At 68.9% G+C, this 16,479-nt stretch carries 12 protein-coding genes and 1 tRNA gene; 7 read left to right on the forward strand and 6 right to left on the reverse strand.

Annotated features, from left to right (window positions below; genetic code table 11):
• Window positions 1-17: 17 nt before the first annotated feature.
• From I8N67_RS12105 to I8N67_RS12120, 4 genes are all read right to left on the reverse strand, one after another.
• Window positions 18-347 carry a rhodanese-like domain-containing protein gene (locus I8N67_RS12105; protein WP_200303013.1) on the reverse strand — a complete coding sequence of 110 codons (330 nt, stop codon included), beginning with the start codon at window positions 345-347 and terminating at the stop codon, window positions 18-20.
• A 184-nt stretch (window positions 348-531) separates the two neighbouring features.
• Window positions 532-1,524 (reverse strand): J domain-containing protein, encoded by a 993-nt coding sequence (locus I8N67_RS12110; RefSeq protein ID WP_200302930.1) that lies wholly within the window; start codon window positions 1,522-1,524, stop codon window positions 532-534.
• Window positions 1,525-1,669: 145 nt separating this feature from the next.
• On the reverse strand, window positions 1,670-3,151 hold the full coding sequence (locus I8N67_RS12115) for a DUF2252 domain-containing protein (RefSeq protein ID WP_200302931.1): 1,482 nt from the start codon (window positions 3,149-3,151) through the stop codon (window positions 1,670-1,672).
• A 181-nt stretch (window positions 3,152-3,332) separates the two neighbouring features.
• Window positions 3,333-3,707 carry a winged helix-turn-helix transcriptional regulator gene (locus I8N67_RS12120; RefSeq protein WP_200302932.1) on the reverse strand — a complete coding sequence of 125 codons (375 nt, stop codon included), beginning with the start codon at window positions 3,705-3,707 and terminating at the stop codon, window positions 3,333-3,335.
• A gap of 101 nt (window positions 3,708-3,808) precedes the next feature.
• Between I8N67_RS12120 and I8N67_RS12125 the strand changes: the two genes are divergently transcribed.
• A complete protein-coding gene (locus tag I8N67_RS12125) occupies window positions 3,809-4,462 on the forward strand; it encodes an FMN-dependent NADH-azoreductase (protein ID WP_200302933.1) in 654 nt (217 codons plus the stop codon).
• 111 nt (window positions 4,463-4,573) lie between these two features.
• On the opposite strand, the gene I8N67_RS12130 is transcribed toward I8N67_RS12125, so the two are convergent.
• Both I8N67_RS12130 and I8N67_RS12135 read right to left on the reverse strand, forming a co-directional pair.
• Window positions 4,574-7,384: a beta-L-arabinofuranosidase domain-containing protein gene (locus I8N67_RS12130; protein WP_200302934.1), complete on the reverse strand. Its 2,811-nt coding sequence runs from the start codon at window positions 7,382-7,384 to the stop codon at window positions 4,574-4,576.
• Window positions 7,385-7,738: 354 nt separating this feature from the next.
• Window positions 7,739-7,822, reverse strand: a tRNA-Leu gene (locus tag I8N67_RS12135).
• A 484-nt stretch (window positions 7,823-8,306) separates the two neighbouring features.
• Between I8N67_RS12135 and I8N67_RS12140 the strand changes: the two genes are divergently transcribed.
• The 6 genes from I8N67_RS12140 (at window position 8,307) to pknB (ending at window position 16,456) form a co-directional block, all read left to right on the forward strand.
• The gene (locus I8N67_RS12140) at window positions 8,307-9,179 is read left to right on the forward strand and encodes an FHA domain-containing protein (RefSeq protein WP_200302936.1); all 873 of its coding nucleotides are present in this window, start codon (window positions 8,307-8,309) and stop codon (window positions 9,177-9,179) included.
• Window positions 9,180-9,189: 10 nt separating this feature from the next.
• Window positions 9,190-9,711 carry an FHA domain-containing protein FhaB/FipA gene (locus tag I8N67_RS12145; RefSeq protein WP_200302938.1) on the forward strand — a complete coding sequence of 174 codons (522 nt, stop codon included), beginning with the start codon at window positions 9,190-9,192 and terminating at the stop codon, window positions 9,709-9,711.
• A gap of 98 nt (window positions 9,712-9,809) precedes the next feature.
• Window positions 9,810-11,369: a Stp1/IreP family PP2C-type Ser/Thr phosphatase gene (locus I8N67_RS12150; RefSeq protein WP_200303015.1), complete on the forward strand. Its 1,560-nt coding sequence runs from the start codon at window positions 9,810-9,812 to the stop codon at window positions 11,367-11,369.
• Window positions 11,370-11,396: 27 nt separating this feature from the next.
• Window positions 11,397-12,830: an FtsW/RodA/SpoVE family cell cycle protein gene (locus I8N67_RS12155; RefSeq protein WP_200302940.1), complete on the forward strand. Its 1,434-nt coding sequence runs from the start codon at window positions 11,397-11,399 to the stop codon at window positions 12,828-12,830.
• A complete protein-coding gene (locus I8N67_RS12160) occupies window positions 12,827-14,287 on the forward strand; it encodes a peptidoglycan D,D-transpeptidase FtsI family protein (RefSeq protein WP_200302942.1) in 1,461 nt (486 codons plus the stop codon). Before I8N67_RS12155 ends, I8N67_RS12160 begins: the two co-directional genes overlap by 4 nt.
• Window positions 14,288-14,455: 168 nt before the next feature.
• On the forward strand, window positions 14,456-16,456 hold the full coding sequence (gene pknB / locus I8N67_RS12165) for a Stk1 family PASTA domain-containing Ser/Thr kinase (RefSeq protein ID WP_200302944.1): 2,001 nt from the start codon (window positions 14,456-14,458) through the stop codon (window positions 16,454-16,456).
• Window positions 16,457-16,479: the final 23 nt, after the last annotated feature.

Genomic DNA, 16,479 nt, shown 5'->3' on the forward strand with positions numbered 1-16,479 from the left:
CGCACATTCACCCGTTCCTAGAGGACGAACCCCGCCCCGCCCTTGTCATCCACCACCGGGCGGCCGGCGTCGGCCCAGACCTGCATGCCGCCGTCCACGTTCACGGCGTCGATGCCCTGCTGGACGAGGTACATGGCGACCTGCGCCGAACGCCCGCCCGAGCGGCAGATCACATGGACCCTGCCGTCCTGCGGCGCCGCCTCGGTGAACTCGCCGTACCGCGCCACGAACTCGCTGATGGGAATGTGCAGTGCCCCGTCGGCATGACCCGCCTGCCACTCGTCGTCCTCCCGGACGTCCAGCAGGAAGTCGTCGTCCTTGAGGTCCGCGACCTCGACCGTGGGCACACCAGCTCCGAAATGCATGCGTACGACGCTACCCGACCGAACAGCCGACGGTCCCGGGCCCCCGACAGTCCAACCGAACCGCCCGCACCGCCCGCACCGCCCGCACCGCCCGCACCGCCCGCACCGCCCGCACCACCCGCACCACCCGCACCACCCGCACCACCCGCACCACCCGCACCACCTGTCACCCGTCCTGGCTGAGGAACCCCGCCAGCTCCGCCTCCCGCTGAGAGACCTCCGCCAGCAGCTGGTCGGCGATCTCGTCGAGAAGGCGGTCGGGATCGTGCGGGGCGAGGCGGAGCATCGAGCCGATGGCACCCTCCTCCAGCTCGCGGGCGACGAGGGCGAGGAGTTCCTTGCGCTGGGCGAGCCATTCGAGGCGGGCGTAGAGCTCCTCGGCGCGACTCGGCCTGCGCTCCTCCGGCACGGGCCCCGCCGCCCATTCCTCGGACAGCTCCCGCAGCAGTACCTCGTCACCACGGCCGTACGCGGCGTTCACCCGCGATATGAACTCGTCCCGCCGCGCCCGCTCCTTGTCGTCCTGCGCCAGGTCGGGGTGGGCCTTGCGGACCAGCTCGCGGTAGAGCCTGCGGGCCTCGTCGCTGGGACGCACCCGCTCCGGGGGGCGCACGGACTGGTCGGTGAGCATGGCCGCGGCCTCGGGAAACAGGCCTTCGGAGTCCATCCAGCCGTGGAAGAGCTCCTCCACGCCCGGCATGGGCATGACCCGGGCCCGCGCCTCCTGCGCCTTGCGCACGTCCTCCGGGTCTCCCGTGCGCGCGGCCTTCGCCTCGGCGATCTGGGCATCCAGTTCGTCGAGCCGCGCGTACATGGGGCCGAGCTTCTGGTGGTGGAGCCGGGAGAAGTTCTCGACCTCGACGCGGAAGGTCTCCACGGCGATCTCGTACTCGATCAACGCCTGCTCGGCCGCCCGCACCGCCCGTTCCAGCCGCTCCTCGGGCCGCTCCGAGCCCTCGCTCACACCTGACGTCCCGCCCACACCGGACGCCGCACCCTCGCCGGACGCCGCCCCCTCAGTGGGCGCCGCGTCCGCAGTGGACGCCGCGTCGCCGGCAGACCCCGCCTCGGCAGGCTCCGCGCTCCCATCGGACTCTGTTGGCTCCATGGGCTCGGCGGGGCGCTCGGACGGTGTCTGCTCGGCTTCCGGGGTCGTCACCCGACCCAGCCTAGGCCACGGCTCCGACCCCTATCGAAAGTCACCGGGAACCTGGACGAAGTGCGCTCACTCACCCACTCAAGTCTCCACCCACCCGGGCACCCCCATCGGCCGCTCGCCGGGTCGTCACCCGCCGCTCCTTCCGTCAGACCCCGATCTCCGCGGCGATCCGCCCCGCCCGTACCGCCGCCACCAGATCCGCGTGGTCCGCCTCCGTGCGGTCCGCGTAGGTCGTGGCGAACGTGGCTATCGCCTCGTCGAGTTCGTCGTTCTTGCCGCAGTAGCCGGCGATGAGGCGGGGGTCGGCGCTGTGGGCGTGGGCGCGGGCGAGGAGGGCGCCGGTCATGCGGCCGTAGTCGTCGATCTGGTCGGCGGCCAGGGCCGCGGGGTCGACGCTGCCCTTGCGGTTGCGGAACTGGCGGACCTGGAAGGGAAGTCCGTCGACCGTGGTCCAGCCCAGCAGTATGTCGCTGACGACCTGCATGCGCTTCTGGCCCAGGACCACACGGCGTCCCTCGTGGTCCACCTCCGGCACCTCGAAACCGGCGGTCGCGAGATGCGGTTCAAGAGCCGAGGGGCGGGCTTCCTTCACCTGGAGGACGAGTGCTTCGCCCCGGTGGTCCAGGAGCAGGACGACGTAGGAGCGGGTGCCCACGCTGCCGGTGCCGACCACGCGGAACGCCACGTCGTGCACGGCGTAGCGGGCGAGCAGCGGGTGTCGGTCCTCCGAGAGCGTGTTCAGGTACCGCGCGAGGGAGGCGGCGACCACCGCGGCCTCTTCGTCGTCCACGCGGCGCAGCACCGGTGGGGCGTCCACGAAGCGGCGGCCGCCGCCCTCGACGGGCTGGGTGGCCTTGGCCGCGAATCGGCCGCTCGTGTTGGCGCGCGCCTTCTCCGAGACCCGTTCCAGCGTGCCGAGCAGATCGTGTGCGTCGGTGTGGGAGACCAGCTCCTCGTCGGCGATGGCGTTCCAGGCGTCGAGTGCCGGGAGTTTGGCGAGGAGCCGCATCGTGCGCCGGTAGGCGCCCGTCGCGTCGTAGGCCGCCTTGCGGCAGATGTCCTCGTCCGCGCCCGCCTCGCGGCCGGCGAGCACCAGCGAGGAGGCGAGACGCTTGAGGTCCCACTCCCAGGGGCCGTGCACGGTCTCGTCGAAGTCGTTCAGGTCGATGACGAGGCCGCCGCGGGCGTCGCCGTACAGGCCGAAGTTCGCCGCGTGGGCGTCGCCGCAGATCTGGGCGCCGATGCCGGTCATGGGCGTACGGGCGAGGTCGTGTGCCATGAGGCCGGCCGAGCCGCGCAGGAACGCGAAGGGGGTGGCCGCCATGCGCCCGACCCGTATCGGGGTGAGGCCGGTGATCCGGCCGCGATTGGACTCCTCCACCGCGGACACCGCGCCGGGCCGGTCGGTGGTGAGCGCCAGGTCCGCGTGCGCGCTGCGCGAAACCCGGGCGCGCAACGCCTTGCCCTCGTCCTTGGGCGACCCCTCCGAGGGCCACCGGGCGAATCCCGGCACCCACGGCGCACGCGCCCCGGCAGCGCGCGGCACCGCCGCCTCTGCCACGGTCTCCCGGGATGCCGAATCCGCCTCGGCCACCGGCCCCGCCGTCGTCGTACCGGCCTCGCTCATACCGACCGCCTCCCCCGCACACGTTCTCGCTACGAACATCAACTCGTGACGACGGTACAGCCGGTGACGAAAACGCGTCAGACCCTGTGGACAACTCCGTGCCCGCCCTGGGCCACACCTGTGGATAACCCGGCTCGCAGCCTGGTTCGGCCCTCAAACGCCGTCCCGCGACCGCAGCGCCCTACTCCCGCGCCGCCCCCGCGCACGGCCAGCTCCGCGGCAGATGGACCTTGGCCCAGTTCCTGAGCTCCAGCATCGCCGGATCAAGCGCGGCCCCGGCCTCGGTGAGCCGGTAGATGACACGCAGCGGTGGGCCCTCGTCGACCTCGCGCAGGACCAGGCCGGCCGCGGCGAGTTCGGTGAGGCGGTCGGAGAGCATGCGTTCGCTGATGCCGGGGATCGCCCTGCGCAGGTCGACGAAGTGGGCGGGATGCGGCATCAGCACGGCCACGATCAGGCCCGTCCAGCGCTTTCCGAGCAGGGCGAACACGCGGGTGATGCCGTCATCGACCTGCTGGCACGGTCCGGCGCCATGGATGTCCTGCTGCTCCGCCATGGGTCCAGGGTACTGGGCCTCCGTGAGGGAATGAAAAAAAGTAAGTGACTATGTTATATATAGTCAAGTACGAAAACGAAGCCACTTCCTTTGGAGTTTCCATGGCCACGCTCCTGCACCTCGACTCGTCCGCGTTCCCCGCCGGTGCCTCGACCTCGCGCACGGTGACGGAGACCTTCCGCAAGGCCTGGGAGGACCAGCACCCGGGCGGCACGGTGATCTATCGCGATCTGCACGCCGCTCCCGTGCCGCACATCAGCGCCGACGCGCACACCGCCGGCTTCGCCGACCCGGCCACGCACACTCCGGAGCAGGCCGCGGCCTTCGCCGAGCGCGAGAAGCTCATCGCGGAGCTGGAGCAGGCGGACGCGATCCTGATCGGCGCCCCCATGTACAACTTCTCGATCCCGTCGACCCTCAAGGCGTGGCTGGACAACGTGGTCCTCATGGGGCGCACCGCCATGGCCGAGGACTCGAAGGTGAAGGGCACCCCCGTCACGGTCGTCGCCAGCCGCGGCGGCTCCTACGCGGCGGGGACGCCGCGTGAACCGTTCGAGTACGTGCAGAACTACCTGACGGCGGTCCTCTCCGACGCCCTCGCCCTGGACGTCGACTTCATCGTCCCGGAGCTCACGATGGCCCCGCACAACCCCGCGATGAGCGAGCTGATCCCGCTCGCGGAGGCCTCTCGCACCAAGGCCCTCGACGACGCCGCCCACAAGGCGAAGAGCCTGGCGGAACGCCTCGCCGCGTAACTCCTGCGCCCCTCAGCCCCTCCACGAACGCGAAGGGCGGCCACCCCCCACCGAGGGAGCAGCCGCCCGTGGCACAGGCCGCCATGGCCCGCGCACATCGCCGCGTCGCGGTCAGGCCGCGTACGTAGCGTTCTGCGCGGTGGTGACCACCTTCTGCCCATCGGCCTGGCTCAGCAGGCCGGCCGACACCCAGGAGCCGACGCTCGACTGGACGTGGGCGACCAGGCCGCTCTTGTCGGCGAACGGCGCCCCGGTCCAGATCTCGTCGAGCAGGGTCGTACCGTCCGGCTTCGCGGGGTTGGTGACGCCCGAGTCCGTTCCGCCGAGGACGACCTTCGGTTCGGCGCGCTTGACGTAGGCGTGGGTCGGATCCTCGCTCCCTTCGTAGAAGGGAGCGAATTCGGTGCCGTCCAGCGTGTAGTGCAGCGGTTTCCCGCTCACCGGGGTGAAGGAAGGTCGCAGGTCGCCGGAGAGCCCCGCGTTGCGGTACAGCCCGAACGACAGGTAGCTCGTACCGCTGTTCCTGCCGACCAGGTTGACGGGGCCGTAGAACAGTGTCTGGAGCGACGGGTCGTCGAGCGCCTTCTCCACGCGCATCCGGAACGGGATCGTCACCCGTACGACGTCGCCGCTGCGCCAGGTGCGGGAGGGGACCGTGAAGTAGCTCCCCGCGGCCGGAGTGCCACTCACCGCGCTGCCGTTGACGGTCACCCGGAAGCCTGCGGTCGCCCAGGTCGGCACCCGCAGCCGCAGCTCGAAGGCAGCGCTGCCGCCCCCGATGGTGATCGTGGAACCCTGCTCCCGGGGATAGTCGGTGCTCTGGACGACCGTCACACCCTTCGCGGACCAGTTGAGCGTGGCCGCGCTGTACAGGTTGACGTACAGCTCGCTGCCATCCGCCTTGGTGAAGTACACCGAGTCCTGGTACTTGGTGGCACTCTCCATGCCGGTGCCCTCACAACAGGTGGTGCCCTGCTTGGGGGTGTAGTCGCGCACATGGCCGGGCTTCAGCCCGATGAAGTACGTGACCAGTGGCTTCTCCGCGTCGGCCTTGTCCTGCTTGGAGCCGAGGACCTGGTTGAGCAGGGCCCGCTCGTAGTAGTCCATGTACTTCGGGTCCTGCTCGTGGAAGAACAGGCTCCGGCTCAGCTTGAGCAGGTTGTACGCGCAGCAGGTCTCGGCATTGGTGTCGCTGACGGTCCCAGAGATGACCCCGCGCGCCTTCCAGAACTCGGCCGTGCTGGTGCCGCCGATGCCGTACATACGCGGCGGGATCACCATGCCCCAGAAGTTCTTCGCGGCGGTCAGATACCGCGTCTCACCCGTGGCGTCGTACAACCGGGTGAGCCCCGTGAAGATGGGGATGTGCTGGTTGGCGTGCAGGCCGTCGAGCGTGTCCGTGTTCGCGGCGCAGGCGTCGATGAGCTTGTCGAGATCGAGCAGCTTGGCCAGAGCGAGGTGTTCCGCCTTGCCGGTGACGGCGTACAGGTCGACGATCGCCTCGACCAGGCCCCCGTACTCGCCGCTGGAGAAAATGCCCCACATCCGCTGGAGGGTGGCGTCGGGCAGCTCCGACAGCCGGGAGTACATCCAGTCGCACAGACCCGACGCCAGATCCAGCGCCCGCGCGTCGTCGACGTGGAGGTACGCGTCCAGCAGCCCGCGAAGGATCTTGTGCGCGGTGTAGTAAGGCGCCCACACGCGCGTGTAGTCGCCGCTCGTCATCGACTCCAGCTCGATGAACTGCGTCTCCGGATACGCGGCCAGGAACCCGGCATGGCTGGGCGCGCCCCAGGTGCGGCGCAGGGTCGCGGTCAGGCCGCGCCCGGAGGAGTCCGCGAAGGTACCACCACTGGTCTCGAAGAAGTCGTACGAGACCAGGTTGCCCCTGCCCGCGGCGGAGGCCGGCGCGCGGTTGCTCTGCAGTGAGGTGATCTCGGCGGCCGTCAGCGCCCGAGACCAGACGTTGAATTCGTCGAAAGCGCCCGCGAAGACCGGGTCGGTTGGAAAATTGGACCGACCCAACCAGTTGTTCGCCAGGGTGCCGAGGGCGGCGGGAGTGAGGGACATCGAGGTGTTCCGCGCTACAGCCGTGCCGTTGACGTAGAGCGTGCCGGTACCTCCGCCCAGCGTCACCGCCAGGTGGCTCCACTGGTCGAGCGGCAGTGCGGCGGTGCCGTTGAGCCCCTGCTCCCCGCCGGGCCCATTGGTGGTGACGGCGAAGCGCGGGAAGCCGCTCGCGTTGCGAGCGGCCAGGTACATGTAGCGGGTGCTGTTGTCGCCGAAGTCGAAGACACGGGTCCAGTCGGCATTGTGAGTGGGCTTCACCCAGCCCGACAGGGTGATCGCCGAGGCGCCGCCCAGCACGCTGTTCGGCAGGTCGACGTACTGGTAGGAGCCCCGGCCGTTCTCCTGGGCGGTGCCGAACTTCCCGGTGACGGCAAGCATGCGCGGATCGGTGCGCAGCGCGGCGCGCACCTCGGTCAGCGCGCCGATCATGTAGCGGATCTTGTCGGAGTAGGCCGTGTCCTTGGTGCTCGCGTAGGCCTGGGCGAGCATCGTCAGGAAGTGTCCGGTGTAGTGGCCGCGGAGGTTGCCGTTGGCCTCTCCATCGAGGCCTTCCCAGCCGCCGGGGGCGACCGCGCCCTTGGTGGAGAGCCCCGCGTTGGCGCGGAAGACCTGCAACAGCCGGTCCACGTCGTAGCCACGGCCGTGGTCGAGCATCAGCTGCCGTTTGTCGGCGAACACGCCCTGGCCGAGCGTCACGTCCTTGAGCTCGAACGGCCGCACCGACCAGGTGGACGGCACCGGAACGGTGGCGGCGGCCGCGCGCCCGCCGCCCGCTCCCAAGGAGACTCCGGGTACGGCCGCGGCGACTATCGCGGACCGGAGGAGAAAGCGTCTGGAGAGGGGCGGTGCCATGTGCGCCTCGTCTCTGGCAGGGAGTGGGGGTGACTGAAGATCACAAAACAAGAACTTCGTTCGAGATTGCGAACGTTGTGCGATTTCCCGACCAGAAGATAGGCGTGAGGCAGGCGAGCGTCAACGGCGCTGACGTGTTTCGCCGGGCCACTCTCCAGGGCCACCCAGCGCCGTTTCACGTGAAACATCGCCCGTATCCACATCTGCGACACTTCACCCCCGCACCGAACGCCCTGAGAGACTCCTCACACTTCAGAGCCCCTAAGTCGAGCCGCCGAGAGCCCGCCATCGCAGATGCGGAGACAAAAAAAGAAGCGGTCTCATCGTGATCACGATGAGACCGCTTCGCTACTGTGCGCGAGGGGGGAGTTGAACCCCCACGCCCTTGCGGGCACTGGAACCTGAATCCAGCGCGTCTGCCTATTCCGCCACCCGCGCATTGGGTGTGTCCTCAGGCCTTGCTCCTCGCGGTGCTGGCGCCTTCCGACACGCAGAAGATTAGCACGGTGGAGAGGATGGATTCACATCCCTTATCCACGGCCGACCCCACGTCACAGCGGCGTGACCCGGCCGACCAGCGCGGACCGAACACCCGGCCCCTGCGGCCACGTATCAACGAGTGCTGGTTCACGTATCAACCTCGTACCGGTCCCGGCCATCTCTCCTGGAGAGGGACAGGGTGCACAGCCGGGTGCGGGACACTGGTCTCGTGCCGCCTCTACGATCCTTGACAGGAGTTCGGAGGGGGTAGTTCGAAGAGGAGCTCCGGTGGGAATCCGGGAGGGGACTTCAGTGGGCGTCAACCGGTGACACCGGTCGACCGGGCCGACAGGCGGAACCAGCCGATTTCCCGGCGCGTGGATACGATCAGTAAGCAGTACCGACGCAGTACCCAGAGCGGTGACGACGGAGGAGGTGCCCCATGGGAGTCCTGAAGAAGTTCGAGCAGCGTCTCGAAGGCTTGGTCAATGGCACCTTCGCCAAGGTGTTCAAGTCCGAGGTCCAGCCCGTGGAGATCGCGGGAGCACTCCAGCGGGAGTGCGACAACAACGCGACCATCTGGAACCGCGACCGGACGGTCGTCCCCAACGACTTCATCGTGGAGCTGAGCACACCCGACTTCGAGCGGCTCAGCCCCTACTCCGGCCAGCTCGGCGACGAGCTCGCCGGCATGGTGCGCGACTACGCCAAGCAGCAGCGGTACACCTTCATGGGGTCGATCAAGGTCAACCTGGAGAAGGCGGACGACCTCGACACCGGCCTGTACCGGGTGCGCAGCCGTACGCTCGCCTCCTCCACCGACCAGCAGGCGCCCGCGGGCGCCCCGGCGGCGAGCCCCGCCGCGAGCCCCGCCGCGAGCCCCGCCGCGAGCCGCCCCGGCGGCTACGGCTACCCGCCCACCGCCGCGCCCTCGGGTGCCCCGCCCATGCCGGCCGCACCGCCGCCCAGCGGTGGCCGCCCCGGCGGCGCCGCGTTCAGCCAGCGGCCGCCCGCCGCTCCGGCGGCCGGTGGGCGCATGCGCTACTGGATCGAGATCAACGGCACCCGCCATCAGATCTCCCGCGCGACGCTGGTGCTGGGCCGCAGCACCGAAGCCGACGTGCGGATCGACGACCCCGGCGTCTCTCGCCGGCACTGCGAGATCCGGACCGGAACGCCCTCGACGATCCAGGATCTCGGGTCCACCAACGGCATCGTGGTGGACGGGCAGCACACCACCCGCGCTACGCTCCGCGACGGCTCGCGGATCGTCGTGGGCAGCAGCACCATCATTTACCGGCAAGCCGAAGGGTGAAGCGGGGGCAATGTCAGAGCTGACCCTCACGGTCATGCGGCTAGGTTTCCTGGCCGTACTGTGGCTGTTCGTGATCGTGGCCGTGCAGGTCATCCGCAGCGACCTGTTCGGTACGCGCGTCACCCAGCGGGGGTCGCGCCGGGAGAGCGCGCGGCCACAACAGGCCGCCCGTCAGGCCGCCCCCCCGCAGCAACGCGGCCAGCAGCCCGCCGCCACCGGCGGCCGCCGCGGGCGCAACGCCCCGACCAAACTCGTCGTCAGCGAGGGCACGCTGACGGGTACGACCGTGGCACTGCAGGGCCAGACCATCTCCCTGGGCCGCGCGCACGACTCCACGATCGTGCTGGACGACGACTACGCCTCCAGCCGACATGCCCGGATCTACCCGGACCGCGACGGCCAGTGGATCGTCGAGGACCTGGGGTCCACCAACGGCACGTATCTCGACCGGAACCGACTGACGACTCCCACGCCGATTCCGCTGGGCGCGCCGATCCGCATCGGCAAGACCGTCATCGAGCTGCGGAAGTAGTGCTACATCATGAATAGGCGCGAGCGGAGCGAGCACGCAGCGGTGGCCCCCACCAAGGGCCCCGGCGCGCTCCCGACCGGAGGGTGGGCACCGTGCGGATGTACCCGGAGCCGACGGGCGAGGTGCGCATGAGTCTGTCACTGCGCTTCGCCGCCGGATCGCACAAAGGCATGATCCGCGAGGGCAACGAGGACTCGGGCTACGCCGGTCCCCGGCTGCTCGCGATCGCCGACGGCATGGGCGGCCAGGCGGCCGGCGAGGTCGCCTCCTCCGAGGTGATCTCCACCCTCGTCACGCTCGACGACGACATCCCCGGCTCCGACATCCTCACCTCGCTCGGCACCGCCGTGCAGCGCGCCAACGACCAGCTGCGCGCGATGGTCGAGGAGGACCCCCAGCTGGAGGGCATGGGCACCACGCTCACCGCCCTGCTCTGGACCGGCCAGCGCCTGGGCCTCGTGCATGTCGGCGACTCCCGCGCGTACCTCCTCAGGGACGGCGTCCTCACCCAGATCACCCAGGACCACACCTGGGTGCAGCGTCTGGTCGACGAGGGCCGTATCACCGAGGAGGAGGCCACCACCCACCCGCAGCGCTCCCTGCTGATGCGCGCGCTGGGCAGTGGCGAACATGTCGAGCCCGACCTCTCCATCCGTGAGGTCCGCGCCGGCGACCGGTATCTGATCTGCTCCGACGGTCTGTCCGGCGTCGTGTCCCACCAGACGATGGAGGACACCCTCGCCAGCTACCAGGGCCCGCAGGAGACCGTGCAGGAGCTGATCCAGCTCGCGCTGCGCGGCGGCGGCCCGGACAACATCACGGTCATCATCGCCGACGTCCTGGACCTCGACACCGGGGACACCCTCGCCGGGCAGCTCTCCGACACCCCGGTCGTGGTCGGCGCAGTCGCCGAGAACCAGCTCCACCTGCAGGACAACGGCATCATGCAGACCCCCGCCGGCCGCGCCTCCGGCCTCGGCCGTCAGGGGCACGGACAGGGCGGCGGCGAGTTCGGCCCGCCCGGCTCCGGCGACACCACCGGGTACATGCCGGCGGCGGGCAGCTTCGGGGACTACTCCGACGACGACTTCGTCAAGCCGCGCAAGAAGGGCCGCTGGTTCAAGAGATCCTTCTTCGGTATCCTCGCCCTGGCCGTGATCGGCGGGGGCTTGTACGGCGGCTACCGCTGGACGCAGACGCAGTACTACGTCGGTACCAACGACGACCATGTGGCGCTGTACCGCGGCATCAGCCAGGATCTGGCCTGGATCTCGCTCTCGAAGGTCGAGAAGGACCACCCCGAGATCGAACTCAAGTACCTGCCGCCGTACCAGCAGAAGCTGGTCGAGGCGACGATCGCCGAGGGCGGTCTGAGCTCCGCCGAGAAGAAGATCGACGAGCTCTCCACCCAGGCGTCGGCGTGCGAGAAGAACGCCGAGCGCCGCCAGGCGGACAGCGACAACGCCAAGACGGGCGAGGGCGAGGCCGGCGGCACCACGGGAACCACGAAGACCTCCCTCACGTCCAAGGCCACACCGACCCCGACGTCGACATCGTCGACGTCCCCCAAACCGACCCAGACCGCACCCACACCGTCGACCGGCCCCAGCCTCTCGGAGGAGGAGCAGGAACTGGTCTCGCGGTGCGGTGAGCAGTAGGCAAGCCGCGAGGGGCCCACTCATACGATGAGCAGTACTACCAACACGTCGACGCAGCACACGTCCACGATCGGTGCGATCGGCACCCCGAGCCGCCGCAACACCGAGCTGGCGCTGCTGGCCTTCGCGGTCGTCATCCCGGTGTTCGCCTACGTCAACGTCGGACTCGCCCTCAACGACCAGGTGCCGGCCGGCCTGGCCGCCTACGGCATCGGCCTGGGCGTGATGGCCACGATCGGCCACCTCGTCGTACGCAAGTTCGCACCGTACGCGGACCCGCTGATGCTGCCGCTGGCCACGCTGCTGAACGGACTGGGGCTGGTGGCCATCTGGCGGCTGGACCAGTCGGAGCGGCTGCAGCTCAGCAAGACATACGTCGAGGCCTCGCCGCGGCAGCTGCTGTACTCCGCGATGGGCGTCGCCCTGTTCATCGTCGTGCTGATCTTCCTCAAGGACCACCGCGTCCTGCAGCGCTACACCTACATCTCCATGGCCGCCTCGCTCGTCCTGCTGATGCTGCCACTCGTTCCCGGCCTCGGTCTGGACGTCTTCGGCGCGAAGATCTGGATCTCCATCGCCGGATTCACCATCCAGCCCGGTGAGTTCGCGAAGATCGTCATCGCGGTCTTCTTCGCCGGCTACCTCATGGTGAAAAGAGACGCCCTGGCACTCGCCAGCCGCCGCTTCATGGGCCTGTACCTGCCGCGTGGCCGGGACCTCGGTCCCATCCTGGTCGTCTGGGCGATGTCCATCCTGATCCTGGTCTTCGAGACCGACCTCGGTACGTCGCTGCTGTTCTTCGGCATGTTCGTGATCATGCTGTACGTCGCCACCGAGCGGACCAGCTGGATCGTCTTCGGTCTGCTGATGTCCGCCGTCGGCGCCGTCGGCGTCGCCTCCTTCGAGATCCACGTCCAGCAGCGTGTCCAAGCCTGGCTGGACCCCATGGGCGAGTGGGAACTCTCCAAGACCGTGCTCGGCCACTCCGCACAGTCCATGGAGGCCCTGTGGGCCTTCGGCTCCGGCGGCACCCTCGGTACCGGGCTCGGCCAGGGCAACTCCGACCTCATCGGCTTCGCCGCCAACTCCGACTTCATCCTCGCCACCTTCGGCGAGGAACTGGGCCTGGCCGGCGTCATGGCGATCCTGCTCCTCTACGGGCTGATCGTGGAGCGCGGCATCCGCACCGCCCTCGCCGCCCGCGACCCGTTCGGCAAGCTACTGGCGGTCGGTCTGTCCGGCGCCTTCGGGCTCCAGGTCTTCGTGGTCGCCGGCGGCGTCATGGGCCTGATCCCGCTCACCGGCATGACGCTGCCCTTCGTGGCGTACGGCGGTTCCTCCGTCATCGCCAACTGGGCGCTGATCGGCATCCTGCTGCGGATCAGCGACACCGCGCGCCGCCCGGCGCCGTCCCCCGCCCCGAACCCCGACGCCGAGATGACCCAGGTGGTCCGACCGTGAACAAGCCCCTGCGCCGGATCGCGATCTTCTGCGGGCTGCTCGTCCTGGCCCTGCTCATCCGCGACAACTGGATCCAGTACGTCCAGGCCGACTCCCTGAAGACGGACTCCAAGAACCGCCGAGTGGCCATCGAGCGCTATGGCACCCCGCGCGGCGACATCATCGTCGACGGCAAGGCCATCACCGGGTCGGCCGCCACCAAGGGCACGGACTACAAGTACAAGCGCACGTGGAAGAACGGCGAGATGTGGGCGCCGGTCACCGGCTACTCCTCGCAGATCATCGGCGCCTCGCAGCTGGAGAGCCTTGAGGACGGCATCCTCACCGGCAACGACGACCGGCTGTTCTTCCGGAACACGCTGGACATGGTCACCGGCAAGAAGAAGGAGGGCGGCAGCGTCGTCACCACCCTCAACGCCGCCGCGCAGAAGGCCGCCTTCGAGGGCCTCGGTGACAAGAAGGGCGCCGTCGCCGCGATCGACCCCCAGACCGGCGCGATCCTCGCCCTGGCGTCCACACCCTCGTACGACCCGTCGACCTTCGCCGGCATCAGCAGCAAGGACAGCAAGACCTTCCAGAAGTTGGACAAAGACTCCGACAAGCCGATGCTGAACCGCGCGCTGCGCGAGACCTACCCCCCGGGCTCCACGTTCAAGGTGGTCACGGCCGCCGCGGCGCTGGAGAACGACGCCGTCACAGACATCGACGCCAAGACGGACTCCCCCGACCCGTACCAACTGCCCGACACGAAGACCAACCTCACCAACGAGCACGGCGTGTGCAAGAACGCCACAATCCGCTACGCGCTCGAGCAGTCCTGCAACACGGTCTTCGCCAAGCTCTCCAACACCGTCGGCAACGAGAAGATGCGCGAGCAGTCCGAGAAGTTCGGCTTCAACGAGAGCGAGCTGGACATCCCGGTCCGCGCCGCGGAGAGCGTCTACCCCGAGGACAACCGTCCGCAGAACGCCATGGCCGGTATCGGTCAGGCCTCCAACCGCGCCACCCCGCTGCAAATGGCCATGGTCGCCTCGGCCGTCGCCAACGACGGCGAGCTGATGAAGCCGTACATGGTCGACCAGCTGCGCGCCTCCAACCTCGACGTCATCGAGTCGCACGACTCCGAGCCGCTGTCCCAGGCGGTCTCGCCGGAGACCGCCCAGAAACTGCAGGAAATGATGGAGACCGTCGTCAAGACCGGCACGGGCACCAACGCGCAGATCGACGGCGTCACCGTCGGCGGCAAGACCGGTACCGCCCAGCACGGGGTGGACAACAAGGAGAAGCCGTACGCCTGGTTCATCTCGTACGCCAAGCTCAGTGACGGCAGCTCGCCGGTCGCCGTGGCCGTGGTGGTCGAGGACGGCAGTGCCAACCGCGGCGACATCTCCGGTGGCGGTCTCGCCGCCCCGATCGCGAAGAGCGTGATGCAGGCAGTGATCAACAGCAAGAAGTGACCCCGCTCACGTCACCTTCACATCGGTGCACGTTGCGATACCGGTCCTGTATCGGGTGACGCGGTTGGCCAGGTCACAGAAGGCGAGCCGGGTACCGTATGCCCGGAGCACAGCCGCCGGACCACACACGAGTGCGGTCGGGACCGACGAGAGGGCTGGTAGGAAGCTATGGAAGAGCCGCGTCGCCTCGGCGGCCGGTACGAGCTGGGCCAGGTGCTCGGCCGTGGTGGCATGGCGGAGGTCTACCTCGCGATGGACACCCGCCTCGGCCGCACCGTGGCGGTGAAGACGCTGCGAGCGGACCTCGCGCGCGACCCCACCTTCCAGGCCCGGTTCCGCCGGGAGGCCCAGTCTGCCGCCTCGCTCAACCACCCCGCGATCGTGGCGGTCTACGACACGGGCGAGGACTACATCGACGGGGTCTCGATCCCGTACATCGTCATGGAGTACGTCGAGGGCTCCACCCTCCGTGAGCTTCTTCACAGCGGCCGCAAGCTGCTGCCGGAGCGCGCCATGGAGATGACCATCGGCATCCTCCAGGGTCTGGAGTACGCCCACCGCAACCAGATCGTCCACCGTGACATCAAGCCGGCCAACGTCATGCTGACGCGCAACGGCCAGGTCAAGGTGATGGACTTCGGTATCGCCCGTGCCATGGGCGACTCCGGCATGACGATGACGCAGACGTCCGCGGTCATCGGCACCGCCCAGTACCTCTCCCCGGAGCAGGCCAAGGGCGAGCAGGTGGACGCCCGTTCCGACCTGTACTCGACGGGCTGTCTGCTCTACGAGCTGCTGACGGTCCGCCCGCCGTTCATCGGCGACTCCCCCGTGGCGGTCGCCTACCAGCACGTGCGGGAGGAGCCGCAGTCTCCGAGCGTCTTCGATCCGGAGATCACGCCGGAGATGGACGCCATCGTCCTGCGTGCCCTGGTCAAGGACCCGGACTACCGCTACCAGTCGGCCGACGAGATGCGCGCCGACATCGAGGCCTGTCTCGACGGCCAGCCCGTCGCGGCCACGGCGGCCATGGGCTCGGTCGGCTATGGCGGCTACCCGGACGACCAGCCCACCACCGCCCTGCGCGCCGACGCCGGTGCCACGACGATGCTGCCGCCTGTCGGTCCGGACGACGGCTACGGCTACGACGACCGCCAGGGCCGCCGCCGCCAGCCGAAGAAGAACAACACCTCGACGATCCTCCTGGTCGTCGCGGGTGTGCTGGTGCTGGTGGGCGCGATCCTCATCGGTCGGTGGATGTTCGCGGGCGACGGGGTGAGCAACGACACCCTCACGGCCCCGAACTTCATCGGGCAGACGGAGGCCGAGGCCAAGGAGGCGGCGACCAACGTCGACCTCAAGGTGACGACCACCAAGGACGAGTGCGAGGACCAGAGGACCGGCAACGTCTGCAAGCAGACCCCGGACGCGGACACCGAGGTCAAGAAGGGCGACACCATCGCCCTGGTGATCTCTACGGGCGCGCCGAAGATCGCGGTCCCCGACGTCAAGGGCCTCGACTTCGACGAGGCAGAGGCCCAGCTTGAGGACAAGGGCTTCGAGGTCGAGAAGAAGACCCAGGAGTCCGACCGCACGCCGAACGTCGTGATCGACCAGGATCCCGTCGGCAAGAAGATCGAGAAGGGCTCCACGGTCACGCTGACGGTCGCCACGGAGGCGGCGAAGGCCACCGTGCCGGACGTCTCCGGCAGGAGCTGTGACGACGCCAAGGCCCAGATGCAGGCCAACAACCTTGTCGGCACCTGCACCGATGTCGAGACCGACGACGACAACCTCATCGGGAAGGTCATCGCGACCAACCCCGAACAGGGCACCGAGCTCGACAAGGGCGACACGGTCACCATCCAGATCGGCAAGGAGGCCGAGGAGCAGGAGGCCGAGGTCCCGAACGTCGTCGGCCAGACGGTGGGTCAGGCCAAGCAGACCCTCCAGGCAGCCGGTTTCACGAACATCCAGTTCGCGAACGGCAGCGACCAGAGCGACACCGCGCTCGTCACCGACCAGGACCCGGACGGCGGCAACGACGCCGACCCGAGCCAGACGACGATCACCCTCGCCTCGGTGAGCTTCAACAACAATGGCGGCAACAACAACGGCGGCAACAACGGCGGCTTCTTCGGAGGCACCGGCTTCGGCGACGAGGACTGACCCACCACCCCGTCCCGTACAAC

Origin of the sequence: Streptomyces adelaidensis, assembly GCF_016598475.1 — a bacterium.
GTDB lineage: Bacteria > Actinomycetota > Actinomycetes > Streptomycetales > Streptomycetaceae > Streptomyces > Streptomyces adelaidensis.

Coding starts and splice junctions, on each gene's coding strand:
- I8N67_RS12115 (WP_200302931.1), bottom strand. CDS start 3,151: ATGAGCGAGGCCGGTACGACGACGGCGGGGCCGGTGGCCGAGGCGGAT.
- I8N67_RS12150 (WP_200303015.1), top strand. CDS start 9,810: ATGTACCCGGAGCCGACGGGCGAGGTGCGCATGAGTCTGTCACTGCGC.
- I8N67_RS12130 (WP_200302934.1), bottom strand. CDS start 7,384: ATGGCACCGCCCCTCTCCAGACGCTTTCTCCTCCGGTCCGCGATAGTC.
- I8N67_RS12125 (WP_200302933.1), top strand. CDS start 3,809: ATGGCCACGCTCCTGCACCTCGACTCGTCCGCGTTCCCCGCCGGTGCC.
- I8N67_RS12155 (WP_200302940.1), top strand. CDS start 11,397: ATGAGCAGTACTACCAACACGTCGACGCAGCACACGTCCACGATCGGT.
- I8N67_RS12140 (WP_200302936.1), top strand. CDS start 8,307: ATGGGAGTCCTGAAGAAGTTCGAGCAGCGTCTCGAAGGCTTGGTCAAT.
- I8N67_RS12145 (WP_200302938.1), top strand. CDS start 9,190: ATGTCAGAGCTGACCCTCACGGTCATGCGGCTAGGTTTCCTGGCCGTA.
- pknB (WP_200302944.1), top strand. CDS start 14,456: ATGGAAGAGCCGCGTCGCCTCGGCGGCCGGTACGAGCTGGGCCAGGTG.
- I8N67_RS12120 (WP_200302932.1), bottom strand. CDS start 3,707: ATGGCGGAGCAGCAGGACATCCATGGCGCCGGACCGTGCCAGCAGGTC.